The 20,537-nt window shown below is 51.9% G+C and carries 16 protein-coding genes; 14 read left to right on the top strand and 2 right to left on the bottom strand.

The window, feature by feature from the left end; genetic code table 11:
* Window positions 1-3: 3 nt before the first annotated feature.
* The 5 genes from accD to IEY46_RS17250 all read left to right on the top strand — a co-directional run bounded on the left by accD (window position 4) and on the right by IEY46_RS17250 (window position 4,830).
* Window positions 4-876 carry an acetyl-CoA carboxylase, carboxyltransferase subunit beta gene (gene accD / locus IEY46_RS17270; protein ID WP_188993184.1) on the top strand — a complete coding sequence of 291 codons (873 nt, stop codon included), beginning with the start codon at window positions 4-6 and terminating at the stop codon, window positions 874-876.
* Window positions 866-1,888 carry an acetyl-CoA carboxylase carboxyltransferase subunit alpha gene (locus IEY46_RS17265; protein WP_188993183.1) on the top strand — a complete coding sequence of 341 codons (1,023 nt, stop codon included), beginning with the start codon at window positions 866-868 and terminating at the stop codon, window positions 1,886-1,888. The genes accD and IEY46_RS17265 overlap by 11 nt, the downstream gene beginning before the upstream one ends.
* 106 nt (window positions 1,889-1,994) lie before the next feature.
* Window positions 1,995-3,749 carry a pyruvate kinase gene (gene pyk / locus IEY46_RS17260; RefSeq protein WP_188993182.1) on the top strand — a complete coding sequence of 585 codons (1,755 nt, stop codon included), beginning with the start codon at window positions 1,995-1,997 and terminating at the stop codon, window positions 3,747-3,749.
* Window positions 3,750-3,963: 214 nt separating this feature from the next.
* Window positions 3,964-4,419 (top strand): acyl-CoA thioesterase, encoded by a 456-nt coding sequence (locus IEY46_RS17255; protein ID WP_229750341.1) that lies wholly within the window; start codon window positions 3,964-3,966, stop codon window positions 4,417-4,419.
* Between the two features lie 18 nt (window positions 4,420-4,437).
* A complete protein-coding gene (locus IEY46_RS17250; protein WP_188993180.1) occupies window positions 4,438-4,830 on the top strand; it encodes an FxsA family protein in 393 nt (130 codons plus the stop codon).
* A 699-nt stretch (window positions 4,831-5,529) separates the two neighbouring features.
* Here IEY46_RS17250 and ytvI read toward each other — a convergent pair.
* Window positions 5,530-6,651 carry a sporulation integral membrane protein YtvI gene (gene ytvI, locus IEY46_RS17245; protein ID WP_188993179.1) on the bottom strand — a complete coding sequence of 374 codons (1,122 nt, stop codon included), beginning with the start codon at window positions 6,649-6,651 and terminating at the stop codon, window positions 5,530-5,532.
* A gap of 285 nt (window positions 6,652-6,936) precedes the next feature.
* Here ytvI and ppk1 point away from each other — a divergent pair, with 285 nt between their 5' ends.
* The gene (gene ppk1 / locus IEY46_RS17240) at window positions 6,937-9,000 is read left to right on the top strand and encodes a polyphosphate kinase 1 (RefSeq protein ID WP_188993178.1); all 2,064 of its coding nucleotides are present in this window, start codon (window positions 6,937-6,939) and stop codon (window positions 8,998-9,000) included.
* Here ppk1 and IEY46_RS17235 read toward each other — a convergent pair.
* Window positions 8,991-10,520: a Ppx/GppA phosphatase family protein gene (locus IEY46_RS17235; RefSeq protein ID WP_188993177.1), complete on the bottom strand. Its 1,530-nt coding sequence runs from the start codon at window positions 10,518-10,520 to the stop codon at window positions 8,991-8,993. The genes ppk1 and IEY46_RS17235 overlap by 10 nt on opposite strands.
* Before the next feature lie 343 nt (window positions 10,521-10,863).
* Here IEY46_RS17235 and citZ point away from each other — a divergent pair, with 343 nt between their 5' ends.
* From citZ to IEY46_RS17195, 8 genes are all read left to right on the top strand, one after another.
* Window positions 10,864-11,979 carry a citrate synthase gene (gene citZ / locus IEY46_RS17230; protein ID WP_188993176.1) on the top strand — a complete coding sequence of 372 codons (1,116 nt, stop codon included), beginning with the start codon at window positions 10,864-10,866 and terminating at the stop codon, window positions 11,977-11,979.
* 158 nt (window positions 11,980-12,137) lie between these two features.
* Window positions 12,138-13,433: an NADP-dependent isocitrate dehydrogenase gene (icd, locus tag IEY46_RS17225; RefSeq protein ID WP_188993175.1), complete on the top strand. Its 1,296-nt coding sequence runs from the start codon at window positions 12,138-12,140 to the stop codon at window positions 13,431-13,433.
* A 246-nt stretch (window positions 13,434-13,679) separates the two neighbouring features.
* Window positions 13,680-14,621 (top strand): malate dehydrogenase, encoded by a 942-nt coding sequence (gene mdh / locus IEY46_RS17220; protein WP_188993174.1) that lies wholly within the window; start codon window positions 13,680-13,682, stop codon window positions 14,619-14,621.
* Between the two features lie 250 nt (window positions 14,622-14,871).
* Window positions 14,872-17,094, top strand: a complete 2,223-nt coding sequence (recQ, locus tag IEY46_RS17215) for a DNA helicase RecQ (RefSeq protein ID WP_229750340.1) — start codon at window positions 14,872-14,874, stop codon at window positions 17,092-17,094.
* Between the two features lie 78 nt (window positions 17,095-17,172).
* Entirely contained in the window at window positions 17,173-17,604 is a 432-nt protein-coding gene (locus tag IEY46_RS17210) for a hypothetical protein (protein WP_188993173.1), read from the top strand.
* A gap of 33 nt (window positions 17,605-17,637) precedes the next feature.
* Complete coding sequence (locus IEY46_RS17205) at window positions 17,638-18,594, top strand: sugar kinase (protein ID WP_188993172.1); 957 nt, start codon at window positions 17,638-17,640, stop codon at window positions 18,592-18,594.
* A 1-nt stretch (window position 18,595) separates the two neighbouring features.
* Window positions 18,596-19,381 carry a DeoR/GlpR family DNA-binding transcription regulator gene (locus IEY46_RS17200; protein WP_188993171.1) on the top strand — a complete coding sequence of 262 codons (786 nt, stop codon included), beginning with the start codon at window positions 18,596-18,598 and terminating at the stop codon, window positions 19,379-19,381.
* Window positions 19,382-19,553: 172 nt separating this feature from the next.
* A complete protein-coding gene (locus IEY46_RS17195) occupies window positions 19,554-20,477 on the top strand; it encodes an NHL repeat-containing protein (protein ID WP_188993170.1) in 924 nt (307 codons plus the stop codon).
* The last annotated feature ends 60 nt before the right edge of the window (window positions 20,478-20,537 follow it).

Genomic DNA, 20,537 nt, shown 5'->3' with positions numbered 1-20,537 from the left:
CCTGTGTTCAAGGACTTATTTCATAAAAGAAAATATGCAACAATACCTTCAGGCGGACAGCGAACCAAACCGGATATTCCGGAAGGCCTGATGTCCAAATGCCCGAAGTGCGGCAACATTCAATTTAATAAAGAAATCGAGAAGAATCTCAAGGTATGCCAAAGCTGCGGCCATCATTTCCGCCTAAACGCATGGGAGCGTATTGCGATCACGCTCGATGAAGGCAAGCTGACGGAGTTCGACGCCGAACTGGAATCTGTGGATCCGCTTGGTTTTCCCGGCTATGCCGGCAAGCTCGAAGCGCAGAAGAAAAGCTCCGGCTTGAAAGATGCCGTGGTGACCGGAGAAGGTACAATCGGAGGCTTTCCCGTTATAGTGGCCTCTATGAGCTTTGACTTTTTTGCAGGCAGTATGGGTTCGGTGGTCGGGGAAAAAATCACCCGCGCGATCGAACAAGCCCATGAGAAGAAGCTGCCGGTTATTATTTTCTCCACATCCAGCGGAGCCCGGATGCAGGAGAGCATCCTCAGTCTCATGCAGATGGCCAAGACCAGTGCGGCATTGGCTAAATTCCAGGGAGACGGCGGCCTTTATATTTCCGTTATTACGGATCCGACGACAGGCGGCGTGTCTGCCAGCTTTGCCATGCTGGGCGATTATAATCTGGCCGAGCCCGGCGCGCTTGTCGGATTTGCCGGAAGAGTCGTTATTGAGCAAACGATCCGCCAGAAGCTGCCTGACAACTTTCAAACGGCGGAATTCAATCTTCAGCACGGCCAGCTTGATAAGGTTGTGCACCGCAAGGACATGAAGTCTACGCTGAGCAAGCTGCTGGATATGCATGCAGATAAAGGGGGGGACACGCATGGCGGTTGATTTGCCATTTGAGAAGCCGCTAAGCGATCTGCGCAAGAAGATCGATGAGCTGAAGAAAATCGGCATCGATTCGGGAATCGATTTCAGCGAGGAAATCTCCCGTCTTGAGGAGCGCTGCGCCAAGCTGCAGGAAGATCTCTATAACGGGCTCACGCCCGCGCAAAAAATGCATCTTGCCAGGCATCATCAACGTCCGACATCGCTTGATTACATCCAGGCGATTTTCACCGATTTTATCGAACTGCATGGCGATCGGCTGTTTGCCGACGATCTTGCCATTGTTGGCGGGCTGGCCAAGCTCAGTGGCATTCCGGTTACCGTTATCGGTCATCAGCGCGGCAAAGACACGAAGGATAATATCGCCCGTTTCTTCGGCAGCCCGCATCCGGAGGGCTTCCGCAAAGCGCTCCGGCTGATGCAGCAGGCCGATAAATTCGGACGTCCAATTATCACTTTCATCGATACCAAGGGAGCGTATCCCGGAAATACCGCCGAGGAGCGGGGACAATCGGAAGCGATTGCCCGCAATCTCCGTGAAATGGCGGTACTCGGCGTGCCTGTCATCTGTGTCGTTATCGGCGAAGGAGGCAGCGGGGGGGCTTTGGCGCTTGGGGTAGGAAACCGGGTACTGATGCTGGAGAATGCGATTTATTCGGCCATTTCCCCGAATGGAGCCGCATCCATCCTGTGGAAGGATGCGGGGAGAGCGGACGAAGCGGCATCGGTCATGAAAATAACCGCCGACGATTTGGTTGGTTTCGGCATTGTGGAAGAGATCATACCCGAGCCCCAGGGCGGAGCCCATCATGATCTGGCCGTCCAATCCGAATCCATAAAGGAAGCGGTTTGGCGCCATTTGCAGGAGCTTGGGGCCATGAATGCGGAGCAGCTGATTCAAGACCGCTATGAGAAATTCCGTAAAATCGGCGAGTATCATGAACCCGACCTGTCCGAGACGGCAACGGAGCTGGAAGCTTCGGCCGAAGAACCCGTCGAAACTGCCCAGATTTAAGGGGCTTGTTGATAAAATGAAGTAAATCAGGTATAACATCGGCGCTGACATACCGATATTTTTATAATCAAGCTAAATGCATCAATACGGAGGATGGAACTTACTTATGCGTAAAACAAAAATTGTTTGTACGATCGGCCCTTCCAGCGAATCACTGGAAAACACCAAGAAGCTTATTAATGCAGGAATGAACGTGGCCCGTCTCAATTTTTCCCATGGCGACTTTGAAGAGCATGGCAACCGGATCAAAAATATCCGCCAGGCCTGCCAGGAGCTTGGTGCTACAGTAGCGATTCTGCTGGACACCAAAGGTCCGGAGATCCGTCTGGGCAAGTTGAAAGAGGAGCCGATCGAGCTTAATCAAGGTGACATCATCACGTTGACGACGGAGGAGATTCTTGGCGACCGCAACCGCGTTCCCGTTACTTATGCCAATTTGCCTACCGATGTTTCCGTAGGTTCAACCATTCTGATCGACGACGGCCTGATTGGACTGACCGTTCAGGAAGTGCGGGGCACGGAGATCAAATGTCTAATCGTGAACAGCGGCACCATTAAAAGCAAAAAAGGCGTCAATGCGCCAGGCGTTAATATTTCGCTGCCAGGCATTACCGAGAAGGATGCCAGCGATATTATTTTCGGCATCGAACAGAATGTGGATTTCATCGCCGCTTCATTTGTCCGAAAAGCCAGCGACGTACTGGAAATTCGTGAACTGCTGGAGCGCCATAATGCCAGCCATATTCAAATCATTTCCAAAATTGAAAATCAGCAGGGCGTAGACAATCTGGATGAAATTCTTGAGGTGTCCGACGGCCTGATGGTGGCGCGCGGAGATCTTGGGGTAGAGATTCCGGCAGAAGAAGTGCCGCTCGTGCAGAAAAACATGATTTTCAAATGCAACCGTGCAGGCAAGCCGGTTATAACCGCTACGCAAATGCTGGATTCCATGCAGCGCAACCCGCGGCCGACCCGTGCGGAAGCAAGTGACGTAGCGAATGCGATTTTTGATGGAACGGATGCCATCATGCTTTCCGGAGAAACCGCTGCAGGCAAATATCCGGTGGAATCGGTTCAGACGATGGCCCGTATTGCGGTCCGCGCAGAATCCGCTCTTGATCACCGCGAAATGTTTACGAAGCTGGCGAATGCGCAGCAAACAACCGTTACGGAGGCGATCAGCCAGGCGGTTGCCAATTCCGCTCTGGATTTGAATGCCAAAGCAATCATCACCTCGACGGAAAGCGGCTATACGGCGCGGATGGTTTCCAAATACCGTCCCAAGTCACCGATCATCGCCGTTACGCCTATTGAGCAGGTGCTCCGCCGTCTGTCCCTGACATGGGGCATTATACCGGTTAAAGGCACTCCGGCGACCACAACGGACGGCATGTTCGATATCGCCGTCCGCGGCGGAATCGATTCGGGTATCGTGAAGCTGGGAGATACGGTCGTTATTACGGCAGGCGTGCCGGTAGGCCGCTCCGGATCCACGAACCTGATTAAGATTCACACCATCGGCGAGCTGCTGGCCAAAGGTCAAGGAATTGGAAGCCAAAGCGCCACCGGCAAGGTCGTCACTGCGCGGACGCCTGAGGAAGCCATTGCCAAAACGACCGAAGGCTCCATCCTCGTTACCGTTTCGACGGATAAGGAATACATGCCGGCTATTCAGAAAGCGGCAGCTGTCATTACGGAGCAAGGCGGTGTAACGAGCCATGCTGCAATCGTTGCCCTGAATTTGGGTCTTCCGGTTATTCTGGGTGTTCACAATGCATTGGAAACGTTGCAGGACGGCATGGAAGTAACCGTATATGCCGAAGTAGGCGTAATTTACTCGGGGCAAGCAAAGGTTCTTTAATTGCAATCAGCAGGTTTTTTATAGCCCAAAAAGAAAAGCAAAAGCGATGGTGCCGGGGCGCCATCGCTTTTGTTAAACATAGACATCGAACATTTATACAATTTAAGCCAAAAAACCAGCTTTTCCCTTATTATCTTTGTTACCTCCGGCAGTACGATAACGTAAAAAAGGTTGTGATACCATGACAGCATCGGGGGCCGGGAGGATATGGCATATGCATCCGCTTCGGGTTAGATACCAGGAGTCGGACCGCATGGGCGTTGTTTTCCACGCCAATTATGTAAATTGGATGGAGATCGGCCGGACCGAGCTTATCCGCTTCTTCGGCATTCCATACCGGACTATTGAAGAACAGGGCATGCTGCTGCCGGTAGTGGATTTGGAGTGCCGCTACATCGCTCCTGCGAAGTATGACGACCTGGTGGTCATTTGCACCGCGATCGAGGAATATTCTCCGGTCCGTCTGTCTTTCCGCTCGGAGATTCGCCGCATTTCGGATAAGGAGACCTATCCGCCCACCTGGCAAGGGTCGGAGCTGCCCGGAGAGCTGCTTGTAAGGGGAAGCACCCGCCATGTGTGGGTCAATGCGCAAATGAGGCCTTCGAGACTGGATAAGGCGCTCCCGGAGCTTTACAAGCTGCTTGAACAGGCAGCGGATGGAAAAGCTTAATAAGAGGAGGGAAACAGCATGTTGAAATGGATCGTTGCGGCATTAATCGTCATTCCGGCGTTGGAAATATGGGGAATCATTAAAATGAGTCATTGGATTGGCGGGTTGCCCACTTTTTTACTCATTTTGATCACTGGTTTTGCGGGCGCGTATTTCTCGAAAATGGAAGGGCGCAAAGCGTTGGTGGATGTCCAGCGCCAGATGCAGACGGGCCAGCCTCCGGGGCATGCCATGCTAAACGGACTTTGCATTCTGGCGGGGGGATTGCTTCTTCTGCTTCCGGGATTTTTCACGGATATTATAGGCATTACGCTATTGTTTCCGCTCACCCGCCCATTTTACCGCCTGGCTATCCTTCGATGGCTCGAACGCAAGCTCCGCGCAGGCACCCTGACGATCCGCAGAAAGTAGGGACGAAGTCCCGGCTAAGCTCGGTTGGCGCATAAGTGAAGTGTGTCCTGCAAGGGACGAAAAACGATCCGAGCAGGTAATGTCCAGCAGGGGAGTCTGTAACTCCAACGTTATAAATTGGACGAAGTCCACAGGCACCCCGGGTGCGCCAAAAGTGAAGTGTGTCCCGCAAGGGACGAAAAACGATCCAAGCTCGCACCAACTAACAAGCGATTCACTGTAACGCCAACGTTATTCCATTCCGGGTGTCCAGAGGGCCGGGGCCCTTGTGGTCCCTCCTCAGGAGGGATTTAGGGAGGGGCATTACGAAAAGTGATTCAGGCAGACAATGCCCAACAGGGCCGTATGTGTAATACCAACGTTTTGCTGGGACGAAGTCCACAGGCACCCCGGGTGCGTAAAAAGTAAAGTGTGTCCCGTGAGGGACGAAAACGATCCAGGCAGGCAGCACCATCCAGCGTATGTGTAACTCCAACGTTTTGAAAGGACGAAGTCCACAAGTACCCCGGGTGCGCTAAGAGTGAAGTGTGTCCCGCAAGGGACGAAAAACGATCCAAGCTCGCACCAACTAACAAGCGATTCACTGTAACGCCAACGTTATTCCATTCCGGGTGTCCAGAGGGCCGGGGCCCTTGGGGTCCCTCCTCAGGAGGGATTTAGGGAGGGGCATTTAAGCGATTTAGGGAGGGTACTTAAGCGTTAGGGAGGGCTCTTCCCTCTCATCACAAACCCGTACAGATCCCGAAAAACATTGGCCCGGTGAATGGTCGACAGAATAACAAGTGAAACGGGACCGATAATCAAACCGGCCACGCCGAACAGCTTCAGGCCGACGAACATGGCGATGAGCGTGGGAAGGGGATCAAGACCGACACTGCTTGCCAGAACTTTGGGCTCGATGGATGAACGGACGACGAGAATGACGCCATATAGAACGGAAAGTCCAATGCCTAGCGAAATATCACCATAGATAAACATATAGGCGATCCAGGGCACCATTGCTGCGCCGACGCCCAGATAAGGAAGCAAATCCACAAGTCCGATCAGCAAGCCGATAGTGATCGGATAGTCCACCCCCAAGATTAACAGACCGAGGGTGACAACGACGGCCGTGATAGAAATCATTATAAACTGAGCGCGCAGATAACCAAGCAGGGCATGCAGCAGGTCGGCCCACACGACAGAGGTGGTTTTGCGGATGCCAGCTGGGACCCAGCCGGATACTTTGCCCAAATGACGATACCAGTCCTTGCCGATAAAGAAGGCGGCAAGCAGGACGACAACTGTAATCGTGGCGACATTGGGCAGTGAAGAAATAAGATTCACAATGCTGTTCAGGATCGTGCTGATTATGGAAGAACTGGTTTTGGCCAGCAGATTCGCCGTATCCGAGATACGGGAATTAATGGTCTGCTGATAATTCGGGTTGTTCTGGTAAAAGGCATTCAGCTTCCCGATCAAATCCTGAATTTCCGTCGATGCCACAATACGCTCAAATTCGTTGCGCCACCATTCAATGGTGCTGTCGAGCGATTTGGACAAATGAATGATCTCCACGACAATGCGGGTAACCAAAGCGGAAAGAATGGTCAGCAAAGCGAGCACCGCAATGAAAAGCGATAGAGTAACGCCAAGCCAGCGGGGAATTTTCATTTTGCGATGCATGATATTCACGACGGGATTAATGGCATAAGCAAGCAGCCAGCCAATGATAAAAGGATAAACCAGCGGCGTTACATAGATAAGGGCAAGGATCAGCAGCAGCACCCCGATGAGCACGAGAAGTCCGCGTCCAATCTGTTTCCAAATCGCACGATCCATTAAACACTCCTCCTTTAATACATAAAAAATCGTGCGACTGCAGCTTGCCTCATAGGGAATGCTATGTTTGATTTTCCAATAGAATACGAACTCAACAAAATAACCCGTTTTTTTTTCAAAGCGAAAGGTTTCTGCTTCTTGGATATTGTATCATTGAGACCGGACGTTTACCAAAAAAACGTAAAAAATGCGATCACTTTACGTGCCATTAACAATCCCTTAACATGAACATAATAGAACTCCCACATAATGAGAATAACCGTTTTTTCAACAGGAGGATTCGCAATGAATAAGCCAATGTCCCCGTATGTCAACCGCGACCTGAGCTGGATCGAGTTTAACCGCCGAGTCCTGGAGGAAGCGCAGGATGCGGACAATCCGCTGTTGGAAAGAGCTAAATTTCTCGCTATTATGTCCAGTAACCTGGATGAGTTCATGAGTGTGCGCGTGGCTGGGATTCAGGATCAGATAAAAGCTGGCTACACCAAAAAGGATTTTACCGGCTATACGCCGGACGGGTTGTGGAAACGGCTGATGAGGCGGGCTTCCCAGATGGTGACGGAACAATACAAAACCTATCGGGAGGTGCTGCGGGGGCTCAATAAGGAAGGCATATCATTCCGCTCGATGGATGAGCTGAACCCCATGCAGCTGCATGCGGTGGATGAGTATTTTCACGAAATTGTGTTCCCCGTCCTGACCCCGATGGCTGTGGATCAGAGCAGGCCATTCCCGCTGCTCCATACTAGAGAACTTTATTTGGCTGTTCTTCTGAGTCCGGACGGTATGCCGCCAGGAGAGGATCCTTTTTTTGCTATTATACAAGTACCTTCGATTCTGCAGCGCCTGGTGCCGGTACCATCCCGGACTAACAGCAAGAAGATGGAATTTGTATTTCTTGAGGAGCTGATCGAAAGGCATATCAGCACACTGTTCTATGGGCATAAGTCGGTAGACGTTCATCCCTTCCGGTTGACCCGCAATGCCGATCTGACCCTGAACGAGGAAGGGGCGGAGGACCTGCTGGAGGAGATCGAAAAAGAGATACGCCGCCGCCGGTGGGGACTGCCTGTCCGACTGGAAGTGGGAAAAGGCATGCATCCATACGCTCTGCAAATGCTTAAAGAGGAGCTTGAGCAGGGCGATAATATTATCGAAATCGATGGTCCGCTGGACTTGAGCTTTCTAATGAAATTCTCTGTTTCGCTTCCAGGCTACGAATCGCTGCGTTTTGAGAAAATCGAGCCTTTTTATCCGCAGGAGTTCGAAAAATTGGACAATATTTTTGCGGTGCTGCGCCAAGAGGATGTGCTGCTGTATCATCCTTACGAATCGTTTGAAGCGGTGGATGATTTTGTGATGGAAGCGGCGGAGGATCCGGATGTATTGGCCATCAAGATGACCCTCTACCGGGTAAGCGGCCAGTCTGCGCTGGTACAAGCTCTTGCGGCTGCCGCCGAAGCGGGCAAGCAGGTGACAGTCGTGGTGGAGCTGAAAGCGCGTTTTGATGAGGAGCGCAATATCGCCTGGGCGCGTCAGCTGGAGAAGGCGGGCTGCCATGTGGTTTATGGGCTGGTCGGCTTGAAAACACATGCCAAGATTACGTTGGTGGTCCGCAGAGAGCAGCAAATGCTGCGTCGTTACGTTCATGTGGGTACGGGCAATTACAATGGAAATACAGCGAAGCTGTATACCGATATTGGTTTGTTTACCTCCCATCCCGTCATCGGGGCGGATGCATCGGCGCTGTTCAATGAGGTCACCGGGTATTCTTCGCCATACGAATGGGAAGCCTTCGGCGTGGCGCCGACGCATCTCAAGCAGAAGCTGTTTACCTTGATCGAAAGAGAGCAGAAGCATGCCGCGGCCGGTAAACCAGCCCGAATCATCGCCAAGATGAACAGCTTGTCCAATCAGGAAATGATCGATAAATTGTATGAAGCTTCACAGGCCGGGGTTAAAATAGAGTTGATTGTGCGCGGAGTATGCTGCCTGCGTCCGGGTGTGGAGGGATTAAGCGAGAACATCCGGGTTATCAGTATCGTCGACCGGTTCCTGGAGCATTCGCGAATCGTTTATTTCAACAACGGAGGCGAAGAAGAGGTTTATTTGTCCAGCGCCGACTGGATGACGCGCAATCTGACGCGCCGTATCGAGCTGATGTGCCCGGTCTTCGACGCCCGTTTGCGCAGAAATCTGGTTTCAATTCTGCAGCTTAATTTGGATGACAATATTAAAGCCCGCGAGCTGATGCCCAGCGGTTCATATGAAAGGGTGCGCAATGACCTGCCGCCAATGCGCAGCCAATTTGAAGCGAAGAATATTCGGAAATGGAAAACCTACCGGTAATCCGGAGGGTAGAGAACGGGAGCTATGCCCCACAGCTTCCTGAAATCGGAGGCTAAGGCGTCCACTTCCTTGCGTTCGACGACGAGCGAGCCTTCAGCCATAGCGGCGTACAGGAGCAGTTTTCCGTCGGCATGCTCGATGCGCAGCCGGCCGATTGCCTGTGTCTCGCTCCGGTCCAGGGCAATGGCAAGCTGAAGCAAGGAACCCAGCATGCAGATGAGCGAAAGATCCTCCTCGGACACCAGCGGTTTGTAAGCGGCGGCCTGCTGCCGGGCGCGATTGCGGCTCTTAAAGGAAGCAATGGCTGCGCAGAGCAGGGTTTCCTTGTGGGATAATCCATTGATATGGGAATTAACTATCAAATAAAAGGTATGCTTGTTGTAGTCGTAATAGTCGATGCTCGCCCCGATCCGGTATAAGGTGGAGGCTGTATCCAGCCATGACCGAGACTGCTCCGGGAAGGAATATCCGCTTTGCAGCGCGTCAAACAGCTGCAGCGCATTCCGGCTGACTTGCGCCATATGCTGCCGGGGAGCTTCCGGGTGCAAGGCGGCAAGATTGTTGACGCTGTATTCCAGCACATTGTCCAGCTTGGGACGTTCCGGAAAACGGGTGGAGAAGAACAGCCCGTCGCGCAAACCGGAACCGCAAACGAGATAATGGGAGGCACCCATGATTTTGAACAGCGTACGCAAAATGGTCAGACCCGGAACGATAATGTCGGTGCGATCTTTGGCCAGCCCCGGTATCCGGTTGCGTTTGTCGAGAGGTTGGCTGCGGAGCAGATGGAACAGTTCCTCCGTGGTTTTGTCCGTCATGGTATAATTATGAAAGCTCTCAAACGGATAGCGCGTAACCGCCTGATGGATTTTGCCCAGAGCCCGCACGGTCCCTCCGATACCAACGAGGGGGAGGCCTGGGGAATGGCTGATCCAGGATTCGCCGCCAACCTCTCTGGCGATATGCATCTCGAGTTCCTGCAGCCTGTCGTCAGAGAGAAGTCCTCCTTCGGCAAAACGTTTGGTCAGGCTGACGCAGCCGAATGGAAAGGAAACGGCATTCACCAGCGAGCGGTTCCTGAACAGGGAAACTTCGGTGCTGCCGCCGCCGATATCGATAAGAAAACCATCCTGGATATTCATGGAGTTAATCATGCCAAGAAAACCGTAACTGGCTTCTTGCATGCCTGTGATCACTTCTATTGGCATTCCGGTCTCGGCTTCGAGGCGGAAAAGGATCTGTTCGCGATTAGCGGCATTGCGTATAGCTGCCGTGGCGATGGCGCGGATATGTCCGGTGCGGTGATGGGCGCATATCAGGCGAAAATGATTGATCGTGTCGACCAATTCGTCCAATGCCTCATCCGGCAGAACGCCGTTCTCATCGATTTGTTCGCTGAGCCGGGCTGATCGCTTGCTTCCGTCAATAACCCGGTGTGCCCCGCTTGCGGTCCGTTCGTAAACGACAAGACGGACGGAGTTGGAGCCAAGGTCGATGATGCCGATGCGTTGTTCCGTCATATAATGAGCCTCCGGTTTCAAATAAATATTGTAAGGGCCGGCAGGAGGAAAGACTGCAGCCGCGTGTCGAATGATTCCTATAGTTTAACATTTGCCGCGCGTTACACAAAGATTTGTTTTCTCAAGGTGAAGAACTTTCAAAAAAAAGGCCGCGGTTATGCGATCATTGCAATAAGCCGAAAATAAGTATAAAATTTTTTTGATGGTGCTGATAAAGCATTTTTATATGTGTTTTAGTTCACTTCCCCGTCAAAATCCGATATGATTAGCTTGACGATACGGAAACCGAAACCAATTATTGTTATTTCTGAATCATGAGACCAAGGTTAAAGGAGAGAAAAAAATGACAGCAACCAAAGGCCTAGAGGGGATCGTCGCTACTACTTCATCCATCAGCTCAATCATAGATGGCGTGTTGACTTATCGCGGTATTGACATCGATGACCTGGCGGTTAACGCTTCTTTTGAAGAAGTGGCCTACCTGCTCTGGTACGGTAAATTGCCGACGAAGCCGGAACTGGACGAGTTGTTACAACAGCTCGGCGAATACGCGCCCATCCCGGCGGGTGTGCTCGATCAGCTCAAGCTTTATCCTAAGGATGCCAATTCAATGGCCAGCTTGCGGACGGCAATTTCCAGTTTGGCCTTGTATGATGAATCCGCTAACGAAATGTCGCATGAAGCCAATATTCACAAAGCGGTCAAACTGCAGGCACAGCTTCCCACTGTTGTCGCTGCTTTTGCACGCATTCGCGAAGGCAAGGAGCCTATCGCCCCCAAAACAGGCGTAACGATTGCTTACAATTTTCTATACATGCTTACAGGTCAAGAACCCGATGAGGTTGCCGTTAAGGCGCTTGATCAGGCGCTGGTGCTCCATGCCGATCACGAGCTGAATGCATCGACGTTTGCAGCGCGTGTTACGGTGGCCACCTTATCCGATATTTATTCCGGCGTAACTTCAGCCATCGGTGCCCTGAAGGGGCCGCTGCATGGCGGAGCGAACGAAGCGGTAATGGTGATGCTGGAGGAAATCGGTACCCCGGCAAATGTGGAAGCCGTCATCAGTAAGAAGCTTGCCAATAAAGAGAAAATCATGGGATTTGGCCACCGCGTTTACAAGAATGGCGATCCCCGTGCGAAGCATTTGCAAAAAATGTCGCGTGAGCTCGGCAAGCTGACGGACAATATGGATTTGTACGATATGTCCATCAAGATCGAAGAAATCGTAACGGGTCAAAAAGGCCTCAAGCCGAATGTCGATTTTTATTCCGCTTCTGTCTATACGTCGCTCAAAATTCCGCGCGACCTGTTTACGCCGATCTTTGCCATCAGCCGTGTATCCGGATGGACAGCGCATATTCTGGAGCAATACGAAAATAACCGGCTTATCCGCCCTCGTGCCGAGTATGTAGGGCCTGTTGATCAGAAAGTGACGCCGATCGCTCAGCGTCAATAATCTTGCGGCTGCTCTTGTCTGGCCTGTCATAAAACGCGCATGAGCGACGGGGTGCCGGCGCAAGAGCTGCTTCGCGCAGCCCTGCAGTCAGCTCCCGTCGTGTTATGTGAACTTCATCACCCATCATTCAAACCAAACTTTCAGGAGGTAATTTATTCATGGAGCTTAAACAATTTGATCTTCCAACCGAAGGCGAGAAAATTTCGATTGACAATGGTGTTCTGCAGGTTCCAAACAATCCGATTATTCCTTTCATCGAAGGCGACGGTACTGGCCGCGATATCTGGAAGGCTTCCAAACGCGTTCTTGACGCAGCTGTAGAAAAAGCCTATAACGGCGAGAAAAAAATCGCCTGGTACGAAGTTTTCGCTGGCGAAAAAGCATTCAATAACTATGGCGAGTGGCTGCCAGCCGATACATTGACTGCAATCCGCGAGTATATGGTTGCCATCAAAGGACCACTTACGACTCCAATCGGCGGCGGCATCCGTTCCCTGAACGTTGCGCTGCGCCAGGAGCTTGACCTGTATGTCTGCCTGCGTCCTGTCCGTTATTTTGACGGCGTGCCTTCTCCGGTCAAACGTCCAGAATTGGTCAACATGGTTATTTTCCGTGAGAATACGGAAGATATCTATGCAGGTATCGAATATCAGGAAGGTTCGCCGGAAGTGAAGAAAGTAATCGACTTCCTGCAAAATGAAATGGGTGTTAACAAGATCCGCTTCCCGGAAACCTCCGGTATCGGCGTCAAGCCGGTTTCCGCTGAAGGCTCCAAACGCCTTGCACGCGCCGCTATCGAATACGCGCTGAAGCATGGTCGCAAAACGCTGACGCTGGTTCACAAAGGCAATATCATGAAATTCACGGAAGGAGCCTTCAAAAACTGGGGCTACGAAGTGGCTGAGCAGGAGTATGCGGACAAAACCTTCACATGGGGCCAATACGACCGTATTAAAGAAGCAGAAGGCGCGGATGCGGCGAACAAAGCGCAGAAGGATGCGGAAGCGGCTGGCAAACTGATTGTAAAAGACGCTATTGCCGACATTGCCCTTCAGCAGGTATTGACCCGTCCGACCGACTTTGATGTGATCGCGACACTTAACCTGAATGGCGACTATCTGTCCGATGCGCTTGCAGCACAGGTTGGCGGTATCGGTATTGCTCCTGGAGCGAACATCAACTACCTGACCGGACACGCAATCTTTGAAGCAACGCATGGTACAGCTCCTAAATATGCGGATCTTGATGTTGTAAACCCGGGCTCCGTGATTTTGTCCGGCGTAATGATGCTGGAGCACCTTGGCTGGCTGGAAGCGGCTGATATGATCTACAAAGGGCTGGAAACGTCGATCAACAACAAGACCGTTACGTATGACTTTGCCCGTTTGATGGAAGGCGCTACAGAAGTGAAATGCTCCGCGTTTGCTGATGAAATCATCAAAAATTTGGTGTAAATTAGGTTAGGCGTTCGATCTTAGAAGTTCGATGAATGGTCTGCGGAGCAGGAGGAAACATCCTGATGAAGCGGACCTTTCTCCTTTGTTTGCGGGCTGTCTATCACTAAGATTTTATACATTCAGGTAAATCTGGGGACAATAGCAATTGTAAATAGTTTCCGTATGAAATAGCTGGACATACTCATGGCTCGTGTATCTGGTTAAGACGGGAATATAAGCCTAATTTTTGGGAGGCATTGAACAATGGCGATCAAACGGAATAAAATTACGGTTGTTGGAGCCGGCTTTACTGGAGCAACAACAGCTTTTATGCTTGCACAGAAAGAATTGGGCGATGTTGTATTGGTCGATATTCCGCAGCTGGAGAATCCGACCAAAGGCAAAGCGCTTGATATGATGGAATCTACACCGGTCCAAGGCTGCGACGCGAAAATAACCGGTACATCCAACTATGGGGATACCAGGGATTCCGATGTAGTTATTATCACCGCAGGTATTGCCCGCAAACCGGGCATGAGCCGCGATGATCTTGTGAATACCAATGCGGGGATCGTCAAGTCTGTCTGTGAAAATATCAAAAAAACCAGTCCGGACGCTTATGTGATTATCCTCTCCAATCCGGTTGATGCCATGACTTATGTGGCTTACAACGCGCTTGGATTCCCTAAAAACCGCGTAATCGGCCAATCCGGCGTATTGGATACGGCCCGTTACTGCACTTTTATTGCGGAAGAGCTTAACGTATCGGTTGAAGACGTCCGTGGCTTTGTCCTTGGCGGTCATGGCGATGACATGGTACCGCTGGTCCGTTATTCCAATGTGGGCGGCATTCCCATCGAGAAGCTGATTCCTGCAGACCGCATTGACGCGATCGTACAGCGTACACGCGTTGGCGGCGGGGAAATCGTCAATCTGCTCGGCAATGGCAGCGCCTATTACGCGCCTGCAGCCTCCCTTGTCCAAATGACCGAATCCATTCTGAAGGACAAAAAACGGATTACCCCGGTTATCGCTCTGCTGGAGGGCGAGTACGGCTACGACAAACTGTTCATGGGCGTTCCGGCAGTACTGGGCGGTGATGGAATCGAGAAAATTTTTGAACTGGATTTGACTGACGAAGAGAAGTCCGCTCTGGAGAAATCCGCGGTTTCTGTACGCAATGTCATTGCAGTCGTGAATGGATAATTTGTAGGCGACAGTTCTCATGAAGCACATGGGGCCCTGACGGATTGTAGTCAGGGTTTTTCATTTAATTATGAATCAATTTCATAATTGCATATTCAGCTTAATCTTTCATAATAGAAATTGATTCTTATAGGAAAGTATAAATTTTCGTCATCCTTTCTCTATAATTCCAAGGGAAGAAACTTGCTTCGACGCAAAAAGCGGCATTAGCCGTTTCTTCTTGTTTTAATCCGAAAGGAGATGTCTTTTAGTGGAGCAAGCACAGCGGATGCTGAAAGAGATATACGGATTCGACAGCTTTCGTAAAGGCCAGCAGGATATAATCGAAGGCCTGCTGGAAGGAAAGGATACGCTTGCCATATTGCCCACGGGCGGGGGGAAATCGGTCTGCTACCAGCTGCCGGCCATTCTGCTGCCGGGGACAACGATTGTTGTATCGCCGCTTATTTCCTTGATGAAGGATCAGGTTGACGCACTGGGCCGCTTGGGCGTACAAGCAGCTTACTTGAACAGTTCGCTGGATGCTGCGGCTTACCGGGATGTAGTGAGAAATACCGCTCAGGGAGTTTACAAGCTACTCTATGTTGCGCCGGAACGTCTGGACGGGACGATGTTCGAGTCGCTGGCCAGCCAGATGCACATCCCTCTTATCGCGATAGATGAGGCGCATTGCGTATCGCAGTGGGGGCATGATTTCCGGCCAAGCTACCGCCAGCTTGCAGGCTGGATCGGGCGGTTGGAGAACCGTCCTCCTGTAGCGGCATTTACGGCTACGGCGACTCCGGAGGTGTCGGACGATATTTCCGCGATGCTTGGACTTCGCAAGCCCAATGTGTTCGTAACCGGCTTTGCGCGGACCAATCTGAGCCTGTCGGTTGTGACAGGTACGGACAGGCGCAAATTTCTGCGTGATTATGTGGCGCAGCGCCAGGATCAATCCGGCATTATCTACACGGCAACCCGCAAGGAAGCGGAAGAAGTATATGCCGATTTAACCCGGCTGGGCGTATCGGCAGGCAAATATCATGGGGGACTCGGTGATGATGATCGGTCGGAAGCGCAGGAAAAATTCCGCTTTGACGAAGCTCGTGTAATGGTCGCAACCAATGCGTTCGGCATGGGAATTGACAAGCCGAATGTCCGTTATGTTGTCCATTGGCAGATGCCAAGCGATGTGGAGTCCTATTACCAGGAAGCCGGCCGTGCCGGTCGCGACGGGGAGGAAAGCGAATGCGTGCTGCTGTTCGAGCCGCAGGATGTGCAGGTCCAGCGGTTTCTGATCGAACGCGGCACCACCGATCCGGACAGGCAGCGGATTCAATTAAACAAGCTGTATACGATGATGCATTACAGCCGCACGGAGAAATGCCTCCTGCAATTTATCGTCAGTTATTTTGGCGAAGCGGATGTGCCCGAATGCGGCAAATGCAGCAACTGTCTGGATCAAAGCGAGAAGCTGGATATGACCGAGGATGCGCGCAAGGCGCTGTCCTGCGTCGGAAGACTCAAAGGCAGGTTCGGAATCGCACTGGCATCCAAGGTGCTCAAGGGTTCCAGAGAAAAGCGGATTCTTGAATTCGGACTGGACCGTTTGTCCACCTATGGCCTGCTGCGCGACTGGGTGGAGAAGGATATCACGGATTGGCTGTATTGGCTGGTGGCGGAAGGATATATGCGGATCAGCGAAGGGGAATTTCCAACTGTTTCCCTGACGGCTGAAGCGCTCCCCGTGCTGGAAGGCAGCAAAACCGTATTCAGGCGGCGCAGTATGGCGTCCAAGCGGCGTTCGGCTTCAGGCTCTGGATCAGGCGCTGCAGTGAATACCCCGTTGTTCGAAGCGCTGCGCGACTGGCGCAAAACGACGGCAGCCCGGGAGCATGTGCCGCCGTTTATGTTGTTCTTCGATGCGGCGCTTCGCGAAATTGCGGACCGCCAGCCGGTTACGACCGAGCAATTGCTCAGTGTCAAAGGCGTCGGCGCTGCCAAAGCAGGCAAATACGGCAGTGATGTCATTGCAATCGTCAGAAACTTTCAAGGCGGCGGCGACAAATCTGCCGGTTCTGAACCCGCCGGAGTGCCTTCCGAGGCCTCCGGCAGAGGAAGAGCAAGTACGAGGCAAGCTCCGGGCGGCAAAAGCTCTGGGGACCTTCCAGGCGGCGACACGGGTTTGTCCAGCCACATGCAATCGCTGGCGATGCTCCGCGAGGGGCATTCCATTACGGAGATCGCTTCGATCCGCGAGATGGGCCGCCTTACGATCGAGAATCATCTGCTTCGCTGCGCGGAAGAAGGCGAAACGATCGCCTGGGATGATTTTATACCATCCGAGCATGAGGCGCTTATTGCCGAAACGGTATTGCGGCTGGGAGCGGAGAAGCTCAAGCCGATCAAGGAAGCGTTGCCGGACAGTATAGACTATTTTTCTATTAAAGCGGTCATGATCAAGCTTAGTTTGTCCCATGAAGGGAAATAAGCCGTTTGTCTTTTGAATTTGGGTGATAGTTCTAGTATACTTGATGTGATTGTAAATGAATTGCAGGAGGAAAACAAAATGTTGAATGTAATGATTTTTTTGCATGTGATCGGCGCAGTTGGTATGGGGTTCTACATCGTGCTTCCATTCCTCGTCGGACGCGCTACGAAACTTGACGGCGCTGGACAAGCCGGACTTGCGGATGGACTGGTTTCGGCCAACCGGATCTCGCAATATTTTCTGGTTTTGCAGCTGCTGACAGGCGGATATTTGATTTCACAAGCGGATTACGAAGTGATCTGGATGATTATTGTGGTCGTTCTGTTTCTCGCTATTGCGGCAATTGGCGGTATCGTATCCAAACCGCTTAAACAGATTGTGACGGCGATTCATTCCGGCCAAAGCGCGACATCCAACATTGCAAAGGCACGGACGCTCAGCCTTATTATCCTGCTGATTTATCTTGTCATCATTTACTTCATGAAATTCCCAATTTACAAGGACATCTAAAGAAGCTTCAAATTAAGCTTGGGGGCGATATCATTGACGAAGGAAGTTCCGGATTTATTAACCTTCGGCGAAACGATGGCGCTGTTCATGCCGCAGGAGCACCGCGGCCTTGAAGGGGCAGCGTCGCTGGAGCAGGGATTCGGGGGCGCGGAGAGCAATGTCGCGATCGGAGCGGCCAGACTGGGCTGCTCGGTTGGCTGGTTCGGTTCCCTGGGCGATGACCCGTTCGGCCGCGCTATATTCAAGCGGCTGCGCGGCGAAGGGGTCGATGTTTCGCGGGCAAGACAAGTTGCTGGCCAGCAGACGGGACTGATGTTCCGCGAATCGGTTGCAGGCAAGCTGGCGGTTCACTATTACCGCAAACATTCGGCGGCAAGCCGGATGCGGCCCGGTGACCTGGATCTCCAATACATAACGGGCTGCAAGATTCTCCATGTGACCGGCATTACCCTGGCGCTGAGCGAAAGCGCCCGTGAAACGGTATTTGCCGCAGTTGCAGCGGCGAAGAAGGCCGGGGTGAAGGTCAGCTTCGACCCGAATTTGCGGCTGAAGCTGTGGTCGATTGAGGAAGCGCGCAAATTTGTCCTTCCTTTGGCGGAGCAAGCGGATTATTTTCTGCCGGGATGGGACGAGCTCAAGCTGCTGTATGAAACGGATCAGCTGGATGAGGTTGAAGCGAAATTGAAACAGCTGAGTGCCGTCAGCATCGTCAAGGGCGTAGATGATTCCACGATGGTAATCGGTAAGGGCGATTCCCAAACCATACCTTTCTACAAGGCGGATCAAGTCGTCGATACGGTAGGAGCGGGAGACGGTTTCTGTTCCGGGTTCCTGGCAGGCATTCTAAAGGGTATGACGCCGGTTGAAGCCGTACGTCTTGGAAGTGTCAGCGGGTCATTGGTCGTGCAGATGCGCGGCGACTGGGAAGCGCTTCCTGATTGGGCTTCCGTCGATCAGCGGTTGTCGGACAAGGCCTGGGTGGAACGCTGAAATGGCTGACGGGTCTAAAGGACAACGAAGACGCGATCAGATCATGAATGTGCTCAAACGTCAGGGCAGGATTACCATCCAGGAGGTTGTCGACCGTTTTCATATCTCGGAGGCGACGGCGCGCCGGGATCTGGAGCTAATGGAGAAATCCGAGCCCGTCATCCGGACGATCGGCGGCGCTATGTATGACGGATTGAATGCGGTAAGAGAGCTTCCTTTTGCCGAGAAGGAGGGGCTGTCGTTTCTGGAGAAGGAACGGATTGCCATTGCTGCTTCCGGGCTTATCGAAGAAGGCGACGTAGTGGGACTTTCCGGCGGTACAACCAATTATTATCTGGCCAAGCTGCTCAAGACGCGCCGGGGCATTACGGTTGTGACAAATGCCGTGAATGTGGCGATGGAACTGGCTGGAAGCGATATTCAGGTTGTGGTGACCGGCGGCCTTATGCGGCATAACAGTTTCGAGTTGTGCGGTCCGCTCGGCGAAGGGACGCTGGGACATCTTAATCTGGGCAAAATGTTCCTTGGGGTCGACGGGATCTCCTCCACAGGCGGAATAACGACGTATTCCGAACAGGAAGCGCATATGGCCAAGGCGATGATGCGCAGGTCGCAGGCGACCTATGCCATGTTCGATCATACAAAGATCGGGAGGAATTCGTTGTTCTCGATTGCGCCGCTTTCCGAGCTGCAGGGCTTTATTACCGATATGCCGCTGCCGCAGCAGCTTTCGTCGGTGGCAGATGGACATGGAATCCGCGTTTATGTAACAGAAGAAGCAGAATAACGGAGACTTACGGCAATAGGAGACTCCGTTATTTCCGATTCGGACGATCATGCTGCAATGACTTTTTTATTTTACGGGTATGGAGCAGGATTTTCCCCATGCCTATGGAATGTTAATGGAGCGGTATCCATTTTTTATTTTATTTATTTATAAAAATTAAGGAGTGAACATAATGGCTGTAATGGGATCGGGAACACATGTTTATGAAGTGGCGGAAGGCTGGGCTAAGCTGCCGGAAGGAATGGAATTCGGTTATACTCACGGTATTGAAGTGGATGCCAACGAGAACGTATTGGTCTTCCATACGGGAGATAAACCGGTAGTCGTGTTCGACAAAAACGGGAATTACCTGCGCAGCTGGGGAGAGGCCTTTGCTGGCGGCGCCCACGGTTTTTATTTGCACACGGAGAACGATGGGCAGTATTTGTACCTGACAGACACCGCACGCCGGCTGGTTGTTAAAACAACGCTGGACGGAGAGGAAATATTGACGATCAGCACGCCTGATTTGCCGGACATCTACGATGAGGACCGCAAGTTTGTACCGACAGACGTTGCAGTTGGGCCAAACGGCGATATCTATGTGGTGGACGGTTATGGACAAAGCTGGATTCATCAATACGACAGTCAAGGCCAATTGATCCGTTCATGGGGCGGAAAAGGCAGCGAACCGGGCCAGGTGGATTGCCCGCATGGCATTTCCGTTGATCTTCGCGGCGATGAGCCCGAGCTGTATGTGGCGGACCGCGGCAACAACCGGATCCAAGTGTTCACGCTGGACGGCAAGCATAAACGTTTTATTACGGACGATATGAAGATGCCTTGCAGTTTTTATTATTACAAGGATGAGATCTATTTCCCCGATCTGCAAAGCAGAATCACTATTTTTGATAAAAATGACCGCTTGATCACACATTTGGGCGATGATGAGAATGCCTCCAAGCGGGAAGGCTGGCCGAATATTGATGTGAATTTATTCGAAGCCGACAAATTCAGCTCGCCCCACGGAGTATGCGTGGATGCCGAAGGAAATGTATACGTAGCCGAATGGACGGTTCATGGCCGCGTAACGAAACTGGTCCGCAAACGCGGTTAAGGCAAGGCTGGCAATGAAAAAAAGGTATCCGCCTCTAACAAGGAGCGGATACCTTTTTTT

This window comes from Paenibacillus nasutitermitis (assembly GCF_014641075.1).
In the GTDB taxonomy this organism is placed as follows: Bacteria; Bacillota; Bacilli; order Paenibacillales; family Paenibacillaceae; genus Paenibacillus_Z; species Paenibacillus_Z nasutitermitis.
Note: the sequence above shows the minus strand (reverse complement) of the source record. Positions and strands in the feature narration are given on the sequence as shown.

What these genes read in the sequence shown, in the direction of transcription:
- mdh (WP_188993174.1), top strand. Translation starts at nt 13,680, where the DNA reads ATGGCGATCAAACGGAATAAAATTACGGTTGTTGGAGCCGGCTTTACT.
- IEY46_RS17210 (WP_188993173.1), top strand. Translation starts at nt 17,173, where the DNA reads ATGTTGAATGTAATGATTTTTTTGCATGTGATCGGCGCAGTTGGTATG.
- icd (WP_188993175.1), top strand. Translation starts at nt 12,138, where the DNA reads ATGGAGCTTAAACAATTTGATCTTCCAACCGAAGGCGAGAAAATTTCG.
- IEY46_RS17195 (WP_188993170.1), top strand. Translation starts at nt 19,554, where the DNA reads ATGGCTGTAATGGGATCGGGAACACATGTTTATGAAGTGGCGGAAGGC.
- IEY46_RS17235 (WP_188993177.1), bottom strand. Translation starts at nt 10,520, where the DNA reads ATGACGGAACAACGCATCGGCATCATCGACCTTGGCTCCAACTCCGTC.
- IEY46_RS17200 (WP_188993171.1), top strand. Translation starts at nt 18,596, where the DNA reads ATGGCTGACGGGTCTAAAGGACAACGAAGACGCGATCAGATCATGAAT.
- ytvI (WP_188993179.1), bottom strand. Translation starts at nt 6,651, where the DNA reads ATGGATCGTGCGATTTGGAAACAGATTGGACGCGGACTTCTCGTGCTC.
- pyk (WP_188993182.1), top strand. Translation starts at nt 1,995, where the DNA reads ATGCGTAAAACAAAAATTGTTTGTACGATCGGCCCTTCCAGCGAATCA.
- IEY46_RS17255 (WP_229750341.1), top strand. Translation starts at nt 3,964, where the DNA reads ATGCATCCGCTTCGGGTTAGATACCAGGAGTCGGACCGCATGGGCGTT.
- citZ (WP_188993176.1), top strand. Translation starts at nt 10,864, where the DNA reads ATGACAGCAACCAAAGGCCTAGAGGGGATCGTCGCTACTACTTCATCC.
- IEY46_RS17265 (WP_188993183.1), top strand. Translation starts at nt 866, where the DNA reads ATGGCGGTTGATTTGCCATTTGAGAAGCCGCTAAGCGATCTGCGCAAG.
- ppk1 (WP_188993178.1), top strand. Translation starts at nt 6,937, where the DNA reads ATGAATAAGCCAATGTCCCCGTATGTCAACCGCGACCTGAGCTGGATC.
- IEY46_RS17250 (WP_188993180.1), top strand. Translation starts at nt 4,438, where the DNA reads ATGTTGAAATGGATCGTTGCGGCATTAATCGTCATTCCGGCGTTGGAA.